16 protein-coding genes are annotated in these 21,211 nt (G+C 47.7%); 3 read left to right on the top strand and 13 right to left on the bottom strand.

The window, feature by feature from the left end:
* Nucleotides 1-7 precede the first annotated feature (7 nt).
* From ACZ5N7_RS10315 to ACZ5N7_RS10365, 11 genes are all read right to left on the bottom strand, one after another.
* Nucleotides 8-844, bottom strand: a complete 837-nt coding sequence (locus ACZ5N7_RS10315; RefSeq protein WP_464654093.1) for a carbohydrate ABC transporter permease — start codon at nucleotides 842-844, stop codon at nucleotides 8-10.
* 12 nt (nucleotides 845-856) lie between these two features.
* Nucleotides 857-1,810, bottom strand: coding sequence for a carbohydrate ABC transporter permease (locus tag ACZ5N7_RS10320; RefSeq protein WP_464654094.1), 954 nt, complete (start codon nucleotides 1,808-1,810; stop codon nucleotides 857-859).
* A gap of 78 nt (nucleotides 1,811-1,888) precedes the next feature.
* Nucleotides 1,889-3,241 (bottom strand): ABC transporter substrate-binding protein, encoded by a 1,353-nt coding sequence (locus tag ACZ5N7_RS10325; RefSeq protein WP_464654095.1) that lies wholly within the window; start codon nucleotides 3,239-3,241, stop codon nucleotides 1,889-1,891.
* A gap of 122 nt (nucleotides 3,242-3,363) precedes the next feature.
* On the bottom strand, nucleotides 3,364-5,139 hold the full coding sequence (locus ACZ5N7_RS10330) for a cache domain-containing sensor histidine kinase (RefSeq protein ID WP_464654096.1): 1,776 nt from the start codon (nucleotides 5,137-5,139) through the stop codon (nucleotides 3,364-3,366).
* Between the two features lie 23 nt (nucleotides 5,140-5,162).
* A complete protein-coding gene (locus tag ACZ5N7_RS10335; RefSeq protein ID WP_464654097.1) occupies nucleotides 5,163-6,773 on the bottom strand; it encodes a response regulator transcription factor in 1,611 nt (536 codons plus the stop codon).
* A gap of 66 nt (nucleotides 6,774-6,839) precedes the next feature.
* Nucleotides 6,840-7,190, bottom strand: coding sequence for a substrate-binding domain-containing protein (locus tag ACZ5N7_RS10340; RefSeq protein ID WP_464654098.1), 351 nt, complete (start codon nucleotides 7,188-7,190; stop codon nucleotides 6,840-6,842).
* A 306-nt stretch (nucleotides 7,191-7,496) separates the two neighbouring features.
* Entirely contained in the window at nucleotides 7,497-8,801 is a 1,305-nt protein-coding gene (locus ACZ5N7_RS10345) for an ABC transporter substrate-binding protein (protein WP_464654099.1), read from the bottom strand.
* A 39-nt stretch (nucleotides 8,802-8,840) separates the two neighbouring features.
* On the bottom strand, nucleotides 8,841-9,725 hold the full coding sequence (locus ACZ5N7_RS10350) for a carbohydrate ABC transporter permease (protein WP_464654100.1): 885 nt from the start codon (nucleotides 9,723-9,725) through the stop codon (nucleotides 8,841-8,843).
* Nucleotides 9,726-9,745: 20 nt separating this feature from the next.
* Nucleotides 9,746-10,642, bottom strand: a complete 897-nt coding sequence (locus tag ACZ5N7_RS10355; protein WP_464654101.1) for a carbohydrate ABC transporter permease — start codon at nucleotides 10,640-10,642, stop codon at nucleotides 9,746-9,748.
* Between the two features lie 292 nt (nucleotides 10,643-10,934).
* Nucleotides 10,935-11,969 carry a LacI family DNA-binding transcriptional regulator gene (locus tag ACZ5N7_RS10360; protein WP_464654102.1) on the bottom strand — a complete coding sequence of 345 codons (1,035 nt, stop codon included), beginning with the start codon at nucleotides 11,967-11,969 and terminating at the stop codon, nucleotides 10,935-10,937.
* A gap of 228 nt (nucleotides 11,970-12,197) precedes the next feature.
* Entirely contained in the window at nucleotides 12,198-12,677 is a 480-nt protein-coding gene (locus ACZ5N7_RS10365) for a hypothetical protein (RefSeq protein WP_464654103.1), read from the bottom strand.
* Nucleotides 12,678-12,820: 143 nt separating this feature from the next.
* Between ACZ5N7_RS10365 and ACZ5N7_RS10370 the strand changes: the two genes are divergently transcribed.
* Nucleotides 12,821-13,525 (top strand): DUF421 domain-containing protein, encoded by a 705-nt coding sequence (locus ACZ5N7_RS10370; protein WP_464659227.1) that lies wholly within the window; start codon nucleotides 12,821-12,823, stop codon nucleotides 13,523-13,525.
* 579 nt (nucleotides 13,526-14,104) lie between these two features.
* Complete coding sequence (locus ACZ5N7_RS10375; protein WP_464654104.1) at nucleotides 14,105-14,323, top strand: hypothetical protein; 219 nt, start codon at nucleotides 14,105-14,107, stop codon at nucleotides 14,321-14,323.
* Between the two features lie 682 nt (nucleotides 14,324-15,005).
* Here ACZ5N7_RS10375 and ACZ5N7_RS10380 read toward each other — a convergent pair.
* Both ACZ5N7_RS10380 and ACZ5N7_RS10385 read right to left on the bottom strand, forming a co-directional pair.
* Nucleotides 15,006-16,388, bottom strand: coding sequence for an ADP-ribosylglycohydrolase family protein (locus ACZ5N7_RS10380; protein WP_464654105.1), 1,383 nt, complete (start codon nucleotides 16,386-16,388; stop codon nucleotides 15,006-15,008).
* 307 nt (nucleotides 16,389-16,695) lie between these two features.
* Nucleotides 16,696-18,963, bottom strand: coding sequence for an Ig-like domain-containing protein (locus ACZ5N7_RS10385; protein ID WP_464654106.1), 2,268 nt, complete (start codon nucleotides 18,961-18,963; stop codon nucleotides 16,696-16,698).
* Nucleotides 18,964-19,459: 496 nt separating this feature from the next.
* On the opposite strand from ACZ5N7_RS10385, the gene glmM reads away from it, so the two are divergent.
* On the top strand, nucleotides 19,460-20,839 hold the full coding sequence (gene glmM, locus ACZ5N7_RS10390) for a phosphoglucosamine mutase (protein ID WP_464654107.1): 1,380 nt from the start codon (nucleotides 19,460-19,462) through the stop codon (nucleotides 20,837-20,839).
* Nucleotides 20,840-21,211: the final 372 nt, after the last annotated feature.

Below are 21,211 nucleotides of genomic sequence, written 5' to 3' on the forward strand. Positions count from 1 at the left end.
CCTCCCATTATTTTATTCCTGAAAACGTAATGCCTCTGATGAACGCCTTTTGAACCAGAAAATAGAGTATGATAATCGGCAGAGTGACCAAAACCTGTGCAGCCATCATCATCTGCCATTCGGCGCCGTGCTGGGATTTGAACGCCTGCATTCCGAGCATCAAGGTGTACTGCGCCTCATCCGACAAATAGATGAGAGGTCCCTGATAATCGTTCCAGCTCCCCATAAATTGGAATAAAGCGATGGTCAGCAGCGCAGGCTTGCATAAAGGAAGAATAATCTGCCAGTAAATGCGCAATTCGGAGGCCCCGTCCATTCTAGCCGCGTCCTCAAGCTCCTTAGGCAGCCCCATGAAAAACTGGCGGAGCAGGAAGATAAAGAACGGAGCGCCGAAAAATGCGGGCAGCCAAAGTGGAATATTGGAACCCACCCAACCGAAATGCTTGAAAACGATAAAAATCGGGATCATCGTAACCTGGTAGGGGATCATCATCACGACCAGCGTGATCGCAAACAGCTGCTTGGCGCCTTTCCAGGGAATTCTCGCCATGCTGTAAGCTACGAGCGGGCAGGAGAACAGCACACCCAGAGTGGCCAGCCCGCATATCGTCAGTGTGTTCCCCAAATAAGTAAAGAAAGGGATATAGTTAACCGCATCCGGATAATTGGACCACACTAAGGTGCTAGGGATCCATTTGGGCGGCCACAAAAACAGTTCGTCATTCGATTTCAAGGAAGTGGAGACCATCCACAGGAACGGCGACAGAAAAAAGAGTCCGACCAAAACCAGAAAGGTATGGGCCGCAACTGCTTTTGCGCGTACAACTGAGCTTTGACTTCTCATCCGATGACCCCCTTATTCCCTTCCCTGGTAATGGACCCAGCGCTTCTGCGTAATGAAAATGACCGCCGTGAGCAGGCCCACAATCAGGAACAGGATCCATGCCATGGCGGAGGCAAGCCCCATTTTCAAATAGCTGAAAGCGTTTAAATAGAGATACATCACATAGAACATCATGGAGTTGGCCGGCGTCCCCTGGCCGTTAGTGAGCACAAAAGGCAGCACAAAGTTCTGCAGGGCGCCGATCGTGCCCATAATCAAATTGAAAAAGATGACCGGAGTAAGCAGAGGCAATGTAATATGCCTGATACGCTGCCACATCCCTGCCCCGTCCACGTCCGCCGCATCGTAGTAATCCTGCGGAATGTCCTGCAGTCCGGCGAGATATATGACAATGGACTGCCCAACCCCCCATAAACTCATTAATATGAGGGAAGGCTTCGACCAATGCTCGCTACCGATCCACGGAGGTCCGGAAATGCCGATCTGGTCGAGCCAATAATTGACTAAACCGAACTGCGGGTTTAGCAGCCACAACCAAATAATCGTCGTCGCAATCGGCGGAACGAGGCTGGGCATGAAAAACACCGTCCGGTAAAACCCCTGGCCGCGGATTTTCGCGTTTAATATCATGGAAAGCCCTACTCCAAAGATTATGCTGACGGGAACGAAGAATATAGTAAAAAACAGCGTATTGTATATACTTTTCCAAAAGATGTCGTCATGTGCCAGGATGCGGTAATTTTCCAATCCGACCCATTCGCCCGCTTCCAGGATGCTGTACGAAGTGAAGCTGTAATAAACGGACATGATGAGCGGATAGGCGTGAAACAATATAAATCCCAATATCCAGGGGGAAGCAAAGATAACGCCCATAACGGCCAGTTTTCTTTCGAATCGGTTCCCTTTGCGTTTCAATTGGGCGGCTGATTTTAGGTTTGTTTTTACTGCAGAACCAATATCAGGCAATGTCATGACCTCCTTTTAGAATACTATCAAAGATGTATAAAAGAAAGGGTAGATTTATCCGCTACCCTTTTCCCGCGCTTACTGCTGGCCAGCTTTAGCCAATTCCGCGTCTACATTCTTCTGTACCTCATCAAGGAGCTGCTGTGCTTGTCCTTTGCCGTGAATCGCAAGATCCTGCACGCGCATGGTTTCGTTCCACAGGAAGGAGCCTACCGGGGACACCGGTCTTGTAAAAACTGTGGGCAATCCGTCAACAAACAATTTCAGGTTAGGGTTGTCAGCCAATTTCAATTCCTCGTTCACTGCAGGCATGGCCGTAAGATCGTTTCCTGCAGTCGGGCGTTTGGCCCACAGCAGCGTACCTTCTTTATGCGCTACAAATTTAATGAATTCCCATGCTTCTTTCGGATGTTTGACGCCCTTGGGCATAATGTAGGACCAACCGCCTGCCCAGGTCACAGGCTTGTACCCTTCGGCGGGAGGCATCGGAGCCACGCCCCATTCGAATTTTGGCTTATATTTGTTAAGATCGTTCATAATCCAGTTTCCGTCGAGGACGAATCCGACTTTTCCGGTCCAGAACGGATTCATTCCGGTTTGGCCCATAGCGTCGGAGAAGCTCGTCAAGTTGGAAATGTCGTATTTCTTGGCGTAGTTAGCCATATAGTCCAGCGCTTTTACGTTCTGCGGGTCGTTGGCTGTGATCTTGCCTTGGCCGTCTTCCCACTTGCCGCCCCAGTTCCAGGCTTGCGTGTAGAAGAATCCCTGGTTCATCCACGGTATATAGCCGACTTGAGAGTATTTTCCGTTATCGCCTTTTTTGTAAATTTTCTCGGCCATTTGATCCAATTCCTGAATTGTTTTCGGAGGAGTGTTCGGATCAAGGCCCGCCTCTTTCATCAAGGTTTTGTTATAGTAGAGCGCGCGGGTATCCGTACCCCAAGGGAGGCAATACACTTTATTTTTATAAACGGCCTCTTTCCACAGCCCCGGATAATAATCCGTAGCGCTGATGCCGCTTGTTTTCATATAATCTGTCAAATCTGTCAGCGATCCTTTGGCGGCCCACGACCCGATCAGGAAGCGGTCAAACAATGCAACATCGGGAGGATTGCCCCCGGCGATGGCCGTCAGCAGTTTATCTGATGCCTGGGTGGAACCGGTCGTTTCGACAAACGTCATTTTCACTTTGATGTTAGGATTATTCTTCTCGAATACATCAACCACATTCTTTTTGAAATCCTTCTGGTAATCTCCCGCCCACGGGAACCAGAAGTCAATGGTGACAGCCTCTTTACCGGCGCCCTTCGTGTCGGTTTTCTTGTTATCCGTGCCGCTGCAGGCAGCAAGCACTAAGCTGAAAACAAGACTGACGATCAAGAGCGCACTTAGCGGTTTCATTCCTTGCCATGGTTCTCTGCTTTGTTTCATTTCGCAACCTCCTCTTTTTTATACTCTCGAACGAGTACAATCAAATTGTATCCGCTTTCAATACAAATAGTAATGAGGCTATTTTTGTTTTTGGTGTATTATTTTTTGGAAATTTATTCCTGCTATCTTAAAGGGAACACCATCGCCACTTTCGTCCCTATGCCAGGTTCGCTTTTTATGTATAAGCCGTACTGCGGGCCATAAGTCAGCTTTATTTGCATATTGATATTTTTCAGGGCAAAATTGTCCTCCCCCGGCGTATCCTGATTGTCAAGCATTTCTTTCAACTCGGAGAGTTTATCCGGTTGGATACCGACGCCGTCGTCGATCACTTCAAAGCATAAAATTTCGTCCAGCTTCAACCATCGGATATCCAGCCTTCCTTTCTCTTTCTTGCTTTCTAACCCGTGATAGATGGCGTTTTCCACCAATGGCTGAAAGACGAATTTGAGCACCTTTTTATCAAGCAATCCGGGCTCCAGCTCTATATTCACCTCAAACTTATCCTCGTATCTCATTTTTTGGATCAACAGGTAGTTTTCCAGAAGCTCGTCGATTTCCCTCACCGATACCAGGTCTTTCCCTTCACTTAAATTGATCCGTAAATATTTGGAAAGGCCGAAAATCATCTCGCTGATTTTATCGACTTTGTGTATGCGCGAAATCCAATGTATCGAGTCCAGCGTATTGTACAAGAAATGGGCGTTAATTTGTGAGCCAAGCATTTTCAACTGAGTTTCCGTTTTGAGCAGCCTCTGGACATATAATTCATCAATTAAAGTTTTTATGCGCGTGACCATCACATTGAATCCTTCAAACAGGACGCCGAACTCATCCTTCCTGCGGCTGTCGATCTGCACGTCGAAATCGCCCTCCCTCACTTTGCGCATCGATTTCAACAGCACTCTCACGGGCTGCTGAATTTCCCTGGCGGCTATGAAGGCAAGCAAGATGGAGACGAGCATGAAACCGGTTGCAAGATATAATGTATAAAGCCCGATTTCACTTGTATCCTGAACGAGATTTTTGGCGGGCGCCATCCCTACGAGCTTCCAGCCGCCTACGCTTAATCGGTCAAAAACAGTAATCATTTCCTCCCCCTGAACGACACTGTGCTCTATTCCGCTGTCTGCCTCCGGAAGCTTTAAACCCGAGGATTGCATGGTATGCATGCCGCCGGCGTCCGCAGCCACCTGGTTGTCCTTATCTACAATAATGGCTGTGCCAAATGCATGAAAATCCAGCTCCGATAAAATATTCTGTATCTTGTCCGGCTCGATTTCCAATAATGTAACTCCGATGACTTCATCCATATGGTCCAGGTTTTTCAATGCACGTCCCAGGCAAAAAACCAGCCTTTTATCCTCCGCCGCCCCCTCCTGTTTTATGAAAGACGGCCGGATGCCGAACCAGACAATCCGTCCGTCGGCTTCTTTTATTTTCTTGTACCAGTCCTGGGACCGGATTGCGTTACCCACGGGAGGCAGCTCGGCTATGGTAGGGGTATCGTTCACCGAATAGCGGTAAGAGGCCATCTGCTCGCCAAGAATATAGGCACGAACCGTGTCGTTTTTGGAATTGACCATATTGGACAAAAAATTGATGATCTGCACTGTATTCTGATTATGCTGATAGGAATCGGGGAATTTGCTCAGAATGCCTTTCTGCAGATCCTTATAGCCCATGATTAATTGGGATCGGTTCTCATATTCCTCGAAAATGTTTTCAAGCCGCTTGTTCGCCTGTTGGATGGTCTGCAAAGCCACTTCGGATACCTTGGATTTAATGATTTCGCTTGCCTTTCGATAGAAAAAGTAACCCATGAAGGTAATAGAAATCGACATGCTGACAAAATAGAGAATAAACACTTTATATCCAACCGATCCCCACTTGCGCAAAATCAGCCCTCCATTTAACATCGTCATTCTATTCCGAAATCCCGGTACTGAGCGGGGGTGATGCCTTCCACTTCCTTGAACGTCTTGGCAAAGTGCCGAAAATCGTTGTACCCTACCTCGGTGGCGACCTCATAGATTTTGAGGCTGGACTGCTTCAACAATCCCTTGGCTTTCTCTACCCGGATACGCTGCAGGTATTTGCTGAACGTTTCCCCCATTTCTTCATGGAACACCTTGCTGAAATAAGAAGGATTCAAGTAATGGCGTTCCGCGACGTCATTCATCATAATGCCTTCCATAAAATGCTCCTCTATATATTTCAACGACGAATCTATCACCTTTTTACGGTTGCCGAGAGTGCGGATGACTTGATTGAACTGCATCAATGTATTCCATAATTGGTCTTTCAACTCGGACAAGGGGCATAAAGGGACCTGCAGCTCCGGAATGACGCTGTCTTGGGAATCAAGGAGCGGATAGCATAATTTTAGTTTCTTTACCGCCTTTTGCATCAGCAGTTTCAAGGCCCGTTGTAAAACCAGCGGACAATATTTATCTCGGCTGATCTGCAGCTGGGTTACAATTTCCTGTACCGACTGCATTAGTACTGTTTCATCCCCTAATTTCATTGCATGGACCAGACGTGTTTCCCAAGCATCCAGACCGCTGTATTCCTGATGCGGACTGCTCATTTCCGGCAGCTCCGCAGCATGATATATTTTTCCGTAGCCGTCGTAAAAAGCGTAAGCGGCTGAATAAACCGCTTCTTCAAAGGATTGGGACAGCATCGTCCGCGTTCTTTTCCGGCTCACGCCGACATTGGCCTCGACATCCAAATAACTGTGCGCAGCCTGGATGAAAGAAACGATTGTATTGTTAAATTGATTCTGGTCGGCAAACAGTCCCCGTGCGGATTGTAAAATGACCAGGTCTGCGTCCTCATGGTTATGAAGCGGACATGCCACTGTGCTTCCCCACCCGGATCCTATTTCTTCCGCCATATTGCCCAAAGCGTATCGGATCAGCGGCCTTTCTCTTTTTTCCTTTCCCCGCATTCCCCAATTGAAAATTTTCACGGTCACCGCTGTTACATGATCAGGGTCCAAATTGATGCTCAGAACTTCCCATTGTCTCTGCACGTTTCCCAGCGATGCGGTCTCGCCTTGCAATATCATTTCCAAATAACGCTGGCGCGCGAGGGGCAAGCTTTCCCTGATGCAGTCTGACATCTTCTCTTTCTGGTCGTGCGTCGATCGCTCTTTTTCCAATACAGACACGCATCTGCGCACAACCTCCAATATATTCGTTTCCTCGATCGGCTTCAAAACATAATCGAACGCACCGCACTTCAATGCCTTCTGGGCATAATTGAAATCGCTGTATCCGCTGATAATAATGATCTTGGTATGGAATTTGCGCGCCGCCAAAGTCTCGATAAGCGCAATGCCGTCCATCCCGGGCATTTTGATATCTGTAATGATGATATCCGGCGCATGGGCCTCGGCTAATTTCCAGGCCTCCTCTCCGTCAGCCGCTTCCCCCTGCAATTGTATTCCTTCCGATTCCCAATCGATCGTTAACCGCAATCCCTCACGCACCCACTTTTCATCATCGACGATAAGCAAGGTATACATCACCGTTTGCCCCCATTCTATGGACTGTAGATACAAATGAAGCAACCCATTTGTAGTTAGATTGCTTCATCTGCAAGAGAAAATAGGAGTACAGTATAAGGAGATCACCATATCATCGTAGCCGACGATAGAGACCGAATCCGGGACCGGGCGGCCCAGCCGTTCAAGCGCCTTCACAGCACCCAAGGCCATAATATCACTGGCGCAAAAAACTGCGGACACATCGGGGTGCCGGGATAAAATGAGTTGCATCGCCCGTTCTCCCCCTTCTTCCGTGAACTCGCCGTTGAACACCTTGGAGGGATCGAACAACAAGCCGGCAGCTGAAAGCGCTTGCTGATAACCCTGCAATCTTTGCTGGCTAACATACGCCTCCAGGTATCCATTGATCATGGCGATGTTGGTGTGATTCCGCATAAAAGTTCAAAAGCGAAATTGCCTTTGACTCCGGCATACTCGACTCCGTAGAAGATGACTCCTACGGTATAGGTTTTCTTGGATACCAGGCTTCTTGCCGTAACATTGGGAGAATAATCCAGATTTTCCGCTATTTCCTGATCTTTCTTCTTATCCGCTCGCTGACATCGTCATATCCGTTACTACATTATATTTTCTTGCGTAAGCGGTTGCAACACTTTTCTTTCATGAAAAAAAGGGACTTCCATAAGCAGATTTTGCCTGCATGGAATCGCCCCTTTTGCGGATTAAACTGCATTTTAAAAGTTATTTTGCTTTATCAAGCACCGCCTGTGCCGCTTTATCGGCGTCTGTCAGCATCTTGTTAATGTCCGTTTTACCTGATAAATAGTCTTGAATAACAGGATTGACCGCTCCCAGCCATTCTTCCCACACAGGACTGTCGCCTAAATCGCCGGCATATTTCATGCTATCCAGGAAAACTTGGCTATGTTCCGGTTTGCCATGATTATTAGCGATGACTTCCTGAGCAATTTTCTTGTTCGCTGTAATACCTTCTGCCATCGATGCATTTATTTTTTGCGCTTCTTCTCCGAGGAAATATTTCATGAAAGCTAACCCGGCTTTCTGCTCTTCTTCTTTTGCTTTGGCATTCAATACCCAGGTATTTGCAACAAATGCGCTGTAGTGTTCTCCTCCGTTTGCGCCTTTCGGAACGACCGCTACGTCGTAATTGATGCCTTCCTTATCGTTTGACAATCTTCTTTGATAGTTGTCATAAAACATAGGGACAATTTTTCTCGAAATCCATGTATTGAACTTTTCGCTTGCTTCGCCTGCCTGATCTTTCAAATTAGGGGTTAACCCTTGATCCCAGAACTTTTTCATATATTCGAATGCTTCTTTTACCTTTGGGTTGGAAGCGAATGTGCTGTGTTTTCTTTCCTTGTCAAGCAGATCCCCGCCAAATTGGCGTACAACCGTATACCAACCATAGCGGATATGCTGCGGAAGCCCTATGCCGAATTGCTTTCTTGATTTATCAAATAATTTCGATGCGGCATTGTAAACGTCATCCGTCGTCCAATTTTCGTTAGGATAAGGAATCTTGGCCTGATCGAACATATCTTTATTATAATAAAGAACGTTAACCTGAATTGCCTGCGGTACGGCGAAAATTTTGCCGCTCGGGTTTTTGATGACATCAAAGCCATAGTAATCATTTAAATTCAAGTCCTTGAGCCGGTCCGTCAGATCTGCGATTGTTCCTTCTTTGGAATACTGCGGTATATAAGGACCGTCAAGCAAAAATACGGTTGGTCCCTGCCCGGCGGCCAAATCCACTTTTAAATTATTATAGTGCGTTTCCCAATCCGTGGACGATATCTGCACTTTGATGCTTTTATTTTGTTCCATAAATTTGTTTATGATCTTATCCATTGTCGGTCTGGCAGGTTCATCGGCATAGTAAGCAACTTTGATTGTTACTTGTTTTTCATTGCCTGGCGTTGAAGTGGGAGGATTGCTTGTGCTGCCGGTATCTGTACAAGCCGTTAAAACAAGCGAAAAAACAAGTGTGGAGGTCAGTGACACTGCCGCTAATTTTTTCATACTTTTCCCCTCGCAATTTCAGATTTAAGTATAAGAGAGTTAACCTTTAACGCCTTCCGCCGTTATACTCTGAGTAAAGTATTTCTGTGCGAAGATGAACAGAAGCACAACCGGCAGCACTAACATGACGTCTCCGGCCATTTCCAGCTCTGGCCTCGAGTTGTATTGTCCTGTTGAAATATCTTTGATCTTTAAAACCATCGTCCAAAGCGCTTGATTTCTGCCAACGTAAATCATTGGGGACAGGAGTTCGGCCCATTTTTCCTGGAAAGTAAGAATGGCAAGAGTAACCATGGGAGAGATAACGAGCGGAAGATGAATTCTGCTGTATATATGAAACCAACCACACCCGTCTATTTTTGCGGCCTCGTCCAGTTCCCTGGGAATGGATAGGTAATACTGTCTCATCAAAACAATTCCGAACGCCCCGCCAAAGAAGGACGGCACGATCAAGGGATAATGCGTACCAAGCCAATTCAGATGTTTGAATATAATAAATTGGGGAATCATCGTAACCTGAGTCGGCAAAAACATGGACATGATCGCTAATGTGAAAATGATATTTTTCCCGGGAAAATCAATTCTCGCGAGGGCAAAGGCGATAAGACTGCAAGACAGGACCATACCGATTACAGAAAGGAGTGTAACCTTCACGGTATTATAAAAATAATGAATAAAAGTGTAACCTTGCTTCGGAAACAACAGCTCTTGATAGTTGGACCACCGCAAATGTTGCGGGAACCATTTGAACGAATTATAGAACTCCGCATTGGTTTTGAGAGACGCGAGCAGCATCCAGAAAAACGGCAGCAGCATACTGGCCGCCCCGCATATTACGACCGCGCTGCAAAACAATTCAAACAGTGACACTTTGCTTTGCACCCGCAATCTTTTGTTGCTTTCCACGATAATCGTGCCCTTCATCCCTTCCACCGCCCGCTGCTTTAATAATTATAATGAACCCATTTCTTCTGAAGAGCCATCACGAAAAGCGTTACCGCAACTAGACAAACGAAGATGATCCAAGCTATAAGGGAAGCGTACCCCATGTCCAAAAATCTGAATGCCTTCATATATAAATAAATCATAGTATGGCTGTCTGCATATTCGTTTCGGTTGTATACCATTACAAAATGCTGGTCGAACGTTCTGAAAGCATCGGCAATGGATAATATCAAGATCATGAAAGTAGTAGGTGAAAGCATGGGAACGGTAATGTTTATCAGCTTTTGCAGCCAGTTCGCGCCGTCTATATCAGCAGCCTCATATAATGACAGGGGAATATTCCTGAGGCCGATATAATAAATGAACATGGCGTAACCGAGACCTTTCCACACGCCTACGGCCGCCAGTGTCGGTATTAAAGTAGTTGAGCCGGGCTCGAGGAACGCTATCTTCTGCATGCCAAGCAAGGAGATGAAACGGTTAATCATACCGACGTCCGTGTTAAGCATCCAGATCCACACCATGCCGACGATAAACCAGGAGGGAATAGCAGGGAAGTAATAAATCGATCTAAGCAGAGCAGCAAATTTTTCATTAAAAAAACTGACTGAATTATACAGCAAAACGGCAAACAATAAGGGTACAAGCACCTGCGCAGGGACGTACAGCAATGCAAAATACCAGGTATTTTTAAAAGAAGTCCAGAAATGCGGGTCCTTCATTAATTCCCGAAAATTGCTTAATCCGTTAAAAACCGGCGGGGAAATGACCTTAAACTTGGTGAAAGAGTAGTAAAGAGACATGAACGCCGGTATTAAGAAGAAAACTGCCGCTCCTACCATATAGGGAAGAGTAAACAGGTACCCTGCCGCATAGTCTGAATATTTTCTTCTCAAAATTCTCTCTCCTTTTCACAATGCGTTAGCTTGAATCTCGTATTGTGACTTCGACCGCACGCGTCAGTTCAGAATATTGTGTTCGCTCTACGCTCCTTCCTTACCTTAGGTGATTATTAGATCCGCTCTCTTGTTGTAGATTTATCATACAAAATACCTATTCAATTGTAAACTGTTTTATTCAATAAAATTAATTTTTCGTTAAAATAATTGAAAGTTGATCATAAAACCATGACCCAGGGCATAGAAAAACCCGCTTACCTTAATAAGCGGGCTTTAGCTGAGGTGTACCTCACCTTTTGGCAAACCGGGTTGTTTTGCGGGAGATCAGCTCTCCCCGTATCCAATATTTCTTTTGATCAAGCTCGATTCCTTCTATTTGCTGGTGCAGCAGTTGAAACGCCTTTACACCCAATTCGTGGATGCCGATTCTCACCGTCGTCAACGGTTTGACCAGCATGGCCGATGTCGGAAAATCATACACTCCGGTAATGCTGACGTCCTCCGGCACCGAGAGCCCCAAATCGAAGGCGGCATTCATCGTATACATTGCGAAATAATCGTCTATGGTTACGACCGCGGTCGGGCGGTCATCGCCGGAAAGCAGGTCCAGTGCGTTTTTGTACTCTTGCTCGGGATCGTCATATTCGGCAAACCTGATTTTGGACTCATCAAAAGGTACACCGTGCTTGGCGAGAGCGGCCTTATATCCCGAAAGCCCTTCCCTGCCGACCAAATCGTACAAGTCAGAGCCGATATACCCGATATTCCGGTGTCCCAGGGACTCGATCAAATGTTCCGTCGCCGTGCGGACCGCATGCTCAAAATCAACATGTATTACAGGAACGTCGGGCAGATCTTCATTATGCGTATGCAGCAGTACGACAGGCACGCCCAAGCTTCTCACCTTCAGAATGTCTTCCGTTTTCCCGCGGTGAATAATCAGGCCGTCGATTCTGCCTTCCTCCGCCAGGTTGACAAAGAAGGTATTCCGGCTGTTCCCCGCGTGATCCATATTGTTGCTGCATAAAAGCAAGGAGAAGCCGTATTTCGCCGCCTCGCTTTCAATACCTTTGATCGTGCCGCCGTGAAACGGGTGCGTTGCGAAATCATAACCGTAGATACAGATGCCGATCGTATGGGTCGCCTGGTTTTGCGCAATCAGATGGGGAGTCATCCGGAAATTCAATTCTTTTGCCATGGCCAGAACCCTTTGCTTTGTCACGCTGCTGATGCGCTGGTCGTCCCTCATGGCGAGCGATACCGTGGAAGGGGTAACCCCAAGCGCCTCCGCGATATCTTTCATCGTTGTTCTTCCTTTTCCCATTTCCAAGCCTCCGTGTCCTCAGCATCCATCGCACAAAATGGAATTCAATCTAAATTCATTATAATTCAATAATTTGAAATTAACAATTTATTAAAATGAATTTCCCCTTGGAAGACAATGGTCTCGCGCGCGTGCGTTCATAGCAAAAAAATAGCCCATGTCCCGGAAAAATTCCGTCATGAGCTGATTCTTCATTTTCGGCAAAACGTATCCTTTAATCAAGACCAATTATCTCCTGAAATTCTGCTGATGCAGTAAATTTGATGTTAAAAAGGTTCCGACAGGAGGCAGTTGATCAATGTGCGTATCGGGCGAGGCGGTCCCGGCCATGGGGTATTCGTCCAGACTTATGTCAGTTGCGGCAATCCAGGTCCCACGTTGACCCGCTTGCAGAGAGGGGGGTTTCATAACAAGACGTCCGTTTAAAACAAAATGCCGGATTCTAATCACAGTATCGTCAAATATGGTTAAGTGACCATAGTATGTGGCATAAGGTGAATCAAATGCGATTTGTTTAGTGCCTTCATTCCAGGAGCCATGGATTGCATTAGGCATACCGCGAAAATTAATCGCGCCCGTTACCCTGTTATCAGAAATTGAGTTAATGACGAGTGTGCCCCAAACTACCGGCCTGCCTATTATATCGGCGTGGATACCCCATTTGGTCGGGGATGGTATACTGGCCATAGTTGCCTGTGCGGTTAGCAATGTTGATCTCTCCTTAATGCTGTTTGAATAAACAATACAGTGTATGCGTGAGCGGCAAAATGATTCATTTAATTTCGACACTTCAAGGTATCACCGGGTGACATATTACCTATACTGGTGCTTGGAGGTGAAGCGTGGTGGGTATGCTGCTGGAAACTATTCTTCGGACGGTGATTGCTTTTGCGCTTATAATGGTCATTACGCGGGTTATCGGGAAACATGCGATCTCACGCATGACTTATCATGATTTTGTAGCTTCCGTTACACTGGGGGCGATCACCGCAAATCTTGCGTTTAACACTCATTTGAAGATGTGGCATCTTATCGTTTCATTCGTGACTTTTAGCGGGATCGCCTATCTCATCGCCTTTCTTTGCTTGAAAAGCCGAAAAACCCGCAAGTGGTTTGCGGGCAAGCCGACGATAGTGATCGAGAACGGTAAAATCATGGAACAGAACTTGAGGAAAATCCAAATTTCACTTGATACGTTAAATCAGGAATTGCGGGAGAAAGATATTTTTGACCCTCAAGAAGTTGAATATGCCGTCCTCGAGCTTAATGGCAAACTGTCCGTGCTGAAAAAGCCTGAATATCGGCCGGTCACGCTGAAAGACTTGCATTTGGCCAGCCCGGCCAAGACGCAATTCCCCGTTGAGCTCATTATGGACGGAAAGATTATGAACGCTAACCTGCAGCAACATAGACTGTCGCCAGGGTGGCTCTCAAAGCAGCTGCAAAAGCGGGGCGTGACCGCGGAGGAGGTCTGTTACGCTGTAAGGGGCAGCAATGGGGAACTGTTCTACGATCTTTACCAGGACCACATCCGGCATCCCATTGATCAAGAGTGAACGGCTTTGACCTGAAACCACGGGGGTTAAGGTCAGTATGATTGGATGCGAAAAAATAGACTATGGGAAATGGTCTATTTTGTGTACAAGTCTATCGAGCTTCTGGAAAACCGCGCCGGACAAGCTCGTTAAATTCCTCAATGAATAATCTAAACCACCTATAAATTCCATTCATTATTTCCAACCAGCAGGCCATATGCCCAGTGCCCGTACAAACTTAGGCAAATGCCGTGTCCATCTTAGGTTCTTCCCCATACACTGTTGTTGTTATTCAGAGTTCATACAAACCTAAGCAACCAAAGCTATGCCTGAGCTGTATTTGGGGTATTGGGATGAAGGTTTTCAGGAGGAAGAATGGTCGTACGTTCTGAATTAGAAAAAATTCGTTGGAGATTATGGGACCGTCTTATAACCATGAGTACGCACTATAAAGTAAATATGTCTTTTGATCACTTGTGGTATGAATTTCTTACAAGAGAATTCATTTCCGATTTCCCGATTGAAATAGTTTACGACGAATTTTGCAAAGACTTGGAAAAACGTTTTCACAATACACAACGGAGGGAGGGAGTGTAAAAAATGGAAATTAGTCAACAGAAAGCGATCAGGGATCTACATGCGGCGATTAGGGACCTCAGGGGAGCAAGAAAGGTCGTTGCGCTTAATCGATTCGAAAACGATGACCGGGAAATAGGACAAACTCTGCACTTTGTAGAAATAGCGATAAATCAATTATCCATGCTGAAGTTAAAAGATGATCAACAAAATATAACGACGGAAGAGGGATCCAACTCATAGCGTACTACACATTGAGAATGCTTCACCTGATACCCGGACATTTTTCCCGGGGCCGCTTAGGATTTTGGAACGGTAAAACCGGGAAGCTTGAGCATCAAAAAAGAGTCATGACGGTAATACCGATTGACTCTTTTTTCACAGATGGTTGCTGCCAATTTCTTTCATCAACCAGCATCAGGAATTAAATTCTTGCAGGCCAACAATTGTAAGGCTGCACTTACTTGAACCTCAGATATATTGCATATTCGGGAAATTTCCTTGGTGTCATTGATTCTTCTTTTTGCTAAAATCGCATACAAGACTAACTGGAAAACGTCCCGCTAATCTTGCCCGGATGCGATCTTCAGGAGACTTTTGCTGGAAAAGCTCCAGTTAATGATGTGAAAACGTTTCCTGTAGGGACAAAGTGCCCAATTACATGGAGAAAATCCCGTTAGATCCAATACGTAAATATAAGAAAGCAGATTAGATGGAGCTTTTCCAGTTGCTTGATGCGTAACCGTATCCATTCCAAACTCTAGCTGAACTTTCCTGTTGCTTGAGGCATAAGCGACCGTTTCAAGCTTTAGTTGGACTTATATATGTATCTGACTTTAAAGCGGCGCGAAAAGGGAAACCCTAATGCTCCCCCATCTATAATGTAAAAAAATCGGAGTATGCGCCTCCGATTTCGTGTCCTGCGTCAAACAGGATTGATTTTGCGGAATACTTCGTAGCTTCGCCGGGCGCATTCCGAGATGGCGATCGGATGAAACCCGCTGAACTCAGCGTAGAGGGTATCATTAAGCTTGGAAGTCCAGCTTTCCGGCAATTGGCCGGCACCCAGCATCGCCCCCATAATGGACCCGACGGTCGCTCCGTTGCAATCCGTATCCCAACCTCCGAGAACAGCTGTCGTTATGGCCTTTTCAAAATCTCCTTCGGCAAATACGAGCGACGCGACCACTAAAGCGGCATTATTGTTTGTATGAACCTCATGGTAATGTTTAAACGCGTCCCACACCTTCTCTACCAGCTCCAGTTGATCCTTCGCCAGGCCTGCAATTTCTACTGCTTTTCGAATATCGTGAGCCAAACGGCTTTGAGTCGGGATTTCGCTGAGCCCTATTTCCACCAGCTTGCGCGGGTCCGTCTCCACGAAAGCGGCCGCAATCATTGCTGCTGTGAACATTTCGCCGTATATTCCGTTTTTCACATGAGAGAAAGAAGCGTCCCGCCAAGCGAGCTCCGCTGCCAGCTGCGGGTTCCCGGCCGAACCGTAAGCCAGTCCGTCCGCCCGGATTTGCGCTCCGATCCATTCCCTGTAAGGGTTTAAATAAGCTCGCACCCAGTGCTTTTTCTGTTCCCAATCGTCGGGCACGCTCGTTTCCATGTGGGAAGTGACCTGCGCGAAATTCAAAAATGCCTGCGTCTCCGCCGTACAAACCTGGCTGTAAGCGAGGTGGCTGTGCCAAAGCTTGCCGATATCCCAGGTACTCCAGTCGGTACCCTTTTCCTCAAGCAAAATCATTCCGAGCACCGTATATCTTATATCGTCATCGCTTTCCATGAAGCGGATGTTCCCCCTTTCGCTCTTCGCGCTCAAATGGGGAAACTTCAGGTTAAAGGCCTCGCTCGCGCGGGAAGATGAAGGCGTATAATCGCGAATCGGCCAGGCTTCCGCGCCTTCGAACCACAGCTGCACATTTTTCCAACCCGGACGTCCTTCCGACCCTTTCATGAAGCACGGCACCTCAAGCGGCTTGCCGAGCGCGCACCCCACCGACCTTCCCAACCAAGCGCCATGAAACTTGTCAAGCAGCTCCTTCTCCGACAGCTCGAGCGGGAGTTTCCTCGGACCGGCCGGACGCTGGGACCGGATTTCCTGCAGCTCGGAAGGCTCCGAAAAAGGAAATGATTCGTCCACCTCCAACTGCCGCAGCTGCTCGTACACCTCCATTAACCGGCCCTCATCCTCTTTCGCTTCCTCCACCCTTTCAATAAACCCGTCGACCTTGCAGCCTTCCTCCCGCCGCTGAACGACCTCCAAGCGCAATAACTCGGCCAGACCTTCCCAACCCGCCATATCATCCACTCCCTGCGATTGTTATCTTATACATACCACAGCCAAACCGTCCCGGCAATGATTCCTGCAAAATAAATTGAACAGTTCGGATTATCCGCGAAAACACTCCTACTTTTACTGATATAGTTGCAATAGAAAAGATGGTAATTTAATTTTTTGAATCATGTCGACACACTGAAATCAGGCGCACGGATGCTCCATGCGCCTCTGGCTGAACAGTCGGCGGGTTTATACTGCGGCACTTGGAAGCCAAGTTTGAACCGCTAAACTTTTTCCCCGCCTTTGATGTTGTTTGTGCAGCGGCCGCTTACGGGGAAGTCTTGAAAAGCACCGCAGTGTGCGGGTTATCGTAAGCCTGCGCCCAATAATATCCGTCCGCCATTACACGCTTTGGCTCGAAACCAACCTGAAGGCCGCTCGCAATCGCTTCGGAGGAGGCGCTCGCCGAACCGTCCGGCGCCGTGGTAATGTTGACATAGCTGCCGCCCGAGGAAGTAAACCGTCCGTGCACCGCGGCTGTAATTCCCGCTTTCGTCTTTTTATCCACTACCCTTAAGGTAACCGTGGCATTAGTCCCGGTGTAAGAGACGGACATGCCGTCAATGATCATCGGTTTCAGTGTGGTCGTTCCCGTCGTTGCCGAGGCTTCTCCCGAAACGGGCCCGACATTGCCTCTGGCGTCCACCGCGGCTACTTTATAATAATAAGTGGTATTCGGCAGCAGACCTGCATCCTGGAAATCGGTTTCTTTTGTACTGCCGGCGAGGTTGGACGGTCCCGGCGAAAATCCGGTGGCCAATCCCCGGTAGATGTTATAATGGTCCACATCCATATTATCGTACGCTCTTCCATAATGGAGATCGATTCTCTGAAAATCGAAAACGGCGGCTTCCGGGTCCGCTGTGACCGCTGAAGGAGCTATAGAGTCCGCAGGGGGAAGCCATAAACTGCCGGTTTGGCTCCAATCCGACGGAAGAGCGAGGATGGAATCGTAATGGTGCATCGCAATTCCTCCGAAAGCCGCATTGCCGCCGTATGCCGCGTATACTTTTCTCAGCTCGCCCTCCATATACGTCCTGCCCTCTTCACGGAAGGTGATCGTTGCAGGATCCCCGCCGTCCGCAATGTCTAACGTTTCCACGCCTATGATAACGGAGTTCTTTTTGCCTATAGCGTTAGCATAATCGATCTCGTCCTTCGCGCCCTGGATAATTCCGGCCGGTCCGTCCGCCGTGTCCCTGTAATCCATAATCGCAATGTAATCGCTTATATCCTGCACATGCTGGGATAGCACCTTCGTAGAGCCATTCCAGGTAAGGTTAAAGGTTTGCGAATCGAACCATTTGGGAATGGCGGGCCCGAACGGCAAGTACAATCCGGATGCATTTCTTCTTTGAATCATTTTGCTCAGGCCGTCCAGGTATTGGGTTTGTATGGATGCGCCCTGGGCGGCAAACTCGGGTACAATGTACGGTTCGATATCCACGTTGACGCCATCGAATTTTTCGTTGGAACCGGATGCGATGTTATAGTTGATCAGCTGCTCCATCAGTCTAACCGCCCTGTCGTGATACCGGCTGTATGTTCCGAAAGCGGCGGGTGTCGTGTTGCCTGCAATCAAGGCCTGCACCTTATAGCCCTTGTTGTGGGCCCAGGCTATAAAATTACGGACTTTGGCCGGATCGTCCTCCAATATTGCTCTATCCCCGTATTGGCCAACCGCGAAATATAAGGTCGTGACCGGATTCGAGTTAAAAGAGGCCGTATCCTTCGCCATTGTATCCAGGATGGTTCTGGAACCGGGATTGAGAAGCAGATTATACGCCGAAAGCTCCCATATCCACATCGCGCGGTCTTGCTTCGCTGCCTTGCCCTGCTCATGCGTTCCCTTTCCGACGTTGGCGTAAGCGGTCAGGCTCCTGCCGATGTTCCCCATCGAATCGAAGGCTCTGGCTTCGATACTGCAGGTTTTGTCGCCGATGCCCGATGTGTTCCAGTTGAATACATAGGAGCTTCCGTTTTTTATCGCTGGACGCCACTGCCCTCCGTTTACCCTGACCTGCACGTAGCTCACCGGATTTCTTGCCTGGACCGATACCTTAACGGGCACGATGCCGCTTACGGAAGCTCCATCCGAAGGATTCCAGATTGAGACTGCAGGTATATTCGCGGCTGCATTGTCCACCTGTAAATTGACAAAAGGCGACCATATCCCGTACCGGGTGACCGTATCGATCGCCAAGGCGACAATTTCAATTTTGCCGTCATAGGCACTGGTGTCCAAATCGTAATACCAGGTTCCCGTGTCGTGTCCGTTGGGATCAACCATGTGGACGTCTACCCGTTTTTCCGCATTGATAAAAAGCTTGACGTCGTATGCATTCGTATAACTTCCTGAAACCTTGACAATTCCGACCGGGACTGGGCTGCCATTTGAATGTGAATCGATCGTCACTCCTCCTGCCGCGAGCGTTTTGGAAGGATGAAACAATCCCCCCGGGAGCAGAAGCGCAAATGCCACCAATAACGCCATACATTTGCACAAAAGGTTACCTCTAATCGCTCTGACTGCCATGCCAAATCCTCCTCTCAAATTTTTGCGTATCCATTCCTCTTTCACCCATGGACCGTTGTTCTCGTCCTGGGGTTCCGCCCCCCTGTCCGGAGGTCATATTAAGAAAATGTTAATAATTTAAGTATAAGCCCACAAGTTAAAAAAATGACTCAAATCTTGTAGTATTTATTCAATAAATAAAAATATTTTTAAATTTCTGTAAACCCCACATACAATCAACACCGGCCTGCAAAAGATGCGCTTCCTGGAAGCGGAATGGGACCAAATACCTGCCTGCGGGTGTCGAATCATTCTGTCGATGAGAGGTATCTCATGTCATTTTTATCTATTCTTAATAGAACTTTAAGCAAAATAATACATTGGGACCATTCTATATAACGAACGCTATGGTACAATCAAGCATGTACATAGACACCGGTCACCTCGCCAGAGGAGAGTCTGCTTGTACCTGAGCATGCTGAAAACCAATCTATTTTAAGAAAAGGGGAATGAATCAGTGGGACTTTATTTCGGTACGGATGGTGTAAGAGGTGTAGCCAATCAAGAGCTGACTCCGGAGCTGGCTTATAAATTAGGGCGTGCGGGCGCTTTTGTGTTAACCAAAAGAAAAAAACAGGCATCGATCATAGTGGGTAAAGATACCCGTATTTCGGGTGATTTGTTAGAATCGGCATTAATCGCCGGCATCCTTTCGGTGGGGGTTCATGCCGTTCGTGTGGGCGTCATTTCAACTCCGGGTGTCGCTTATTTGGTCCGTACGCTGCAAGCGGATGCCGGTGTGATGATCTCGGCTTCGCATAATCCGGTGGCCGACAACGGGATAAAATTTTTCGGCCATGACGGTTTTAAGCTGCTCGATGAGATGGAGGAACTGATTGAAGAATTGATGGATCAGCCGACTGACCCTCTGCCGCGTCCTTCCGGCGCCGATGTGGGACGAATCTTCTATCGTGAAGCCGCAGCCGATTTGTATGTAAAATTTCTGGAGCAAAGCATTCATGAACGCCTGGACGGGATGAAGATTGTTTTGGACTGTGCGAATGGAGCCGCATCTTCCATTGCTCCGGCAGTGTTCCGGGCCTTAGGCGCGGATCTCGTACTATTGGCAACAGAACCGAACGGCTTAAATATCAATGACAATTGCGGATCTACTCATCCGGAAGCCCTGCAGGACGCCGTCCTGAGGGAAGGGGCGCAGTTGGGCCTTGCGTTCGACGGCGATGCTGACCGCTTGATTGCAGTCGATGAGAGCGGAGAGCTTGTAGACGGCGACTACACGGTTGCCATATTGGCCCGTCATCTGCTGGAGGAAGGGCAGCTCGACCACCGCACAGTCGTTACGACCGTTATGTCGAATGTGGGCTTTGTGAAAGCGATGAAAGCCTTAAACATCAAATTAGTCCAGACGTCTGTAGGAGACCGTTATGTGATAGAATCCATGCGCGAAAGAGGCTTTGTCTTGGGTGGAGAGCAGTCGGGCCATATTATTATGCTCCATCATAACACGACAGGGGACGGAATCCTGACAGCCGTTCAATTGGCAAGCGTTATGGCCAAAACCGGCAAACCTTTAAGCGAGCTGCGTACAATCATGCGCAAATATCCGCAGCTGCTTGTGAATGTGAAGGTAGCAAGCAAACAAGGTTGGGAGTCGAATGCTGACATCAGGAACGCGATAGAGACCGTGCAGGCCAAACTCGGGGACGAGGGGCGCGTGCTGGTACGTCCTTCCGGAACGGAGCCTTTGATTCGCATCATGGTGGAGGGACCCGATGCCGCCAAGCTGGAGGCCTATGTGAAGCAAATTGCCCATGTCGTTAGTGAAGAGTTAGGGGATCATAGAAGGGAAATGCTCGAAGAAGCTGTCACCGTTTAATACATGAGCGACCGCGATTAAATGTAGGTTCTCTTGGTAAAAAAGTGTCATTTAGGGTGTTCGAAGGTGTGTGGGTGCCAGCTACGAGAGATATTCCCGAAAGATGATGCGGAATATTGCGACCATAAATTGGGTATGGTGTAATTGAGGTATCGACCACTGGCATCAAATTAACGTTTTTGGGTGAGGAACGGTTAATCAGCAGTAAAAAGGAACGGTGCTAGTAACACCGTCCCAATTCGTTGACAGCCGCTTTTAAGGGCGGCAGGCTTCAAAAGAAGTTGGTTAGCTACCGAAAAGTAGACCGTTTTCCTTTGTCGAGGGGCGGTCTACTTTCGTTTTAAGTAGGTGAGCAAATCTATTAGAAATACC

It is taken from the genome of Paenibacillus sp. JCM 18996, assembly GCF_055392555.1.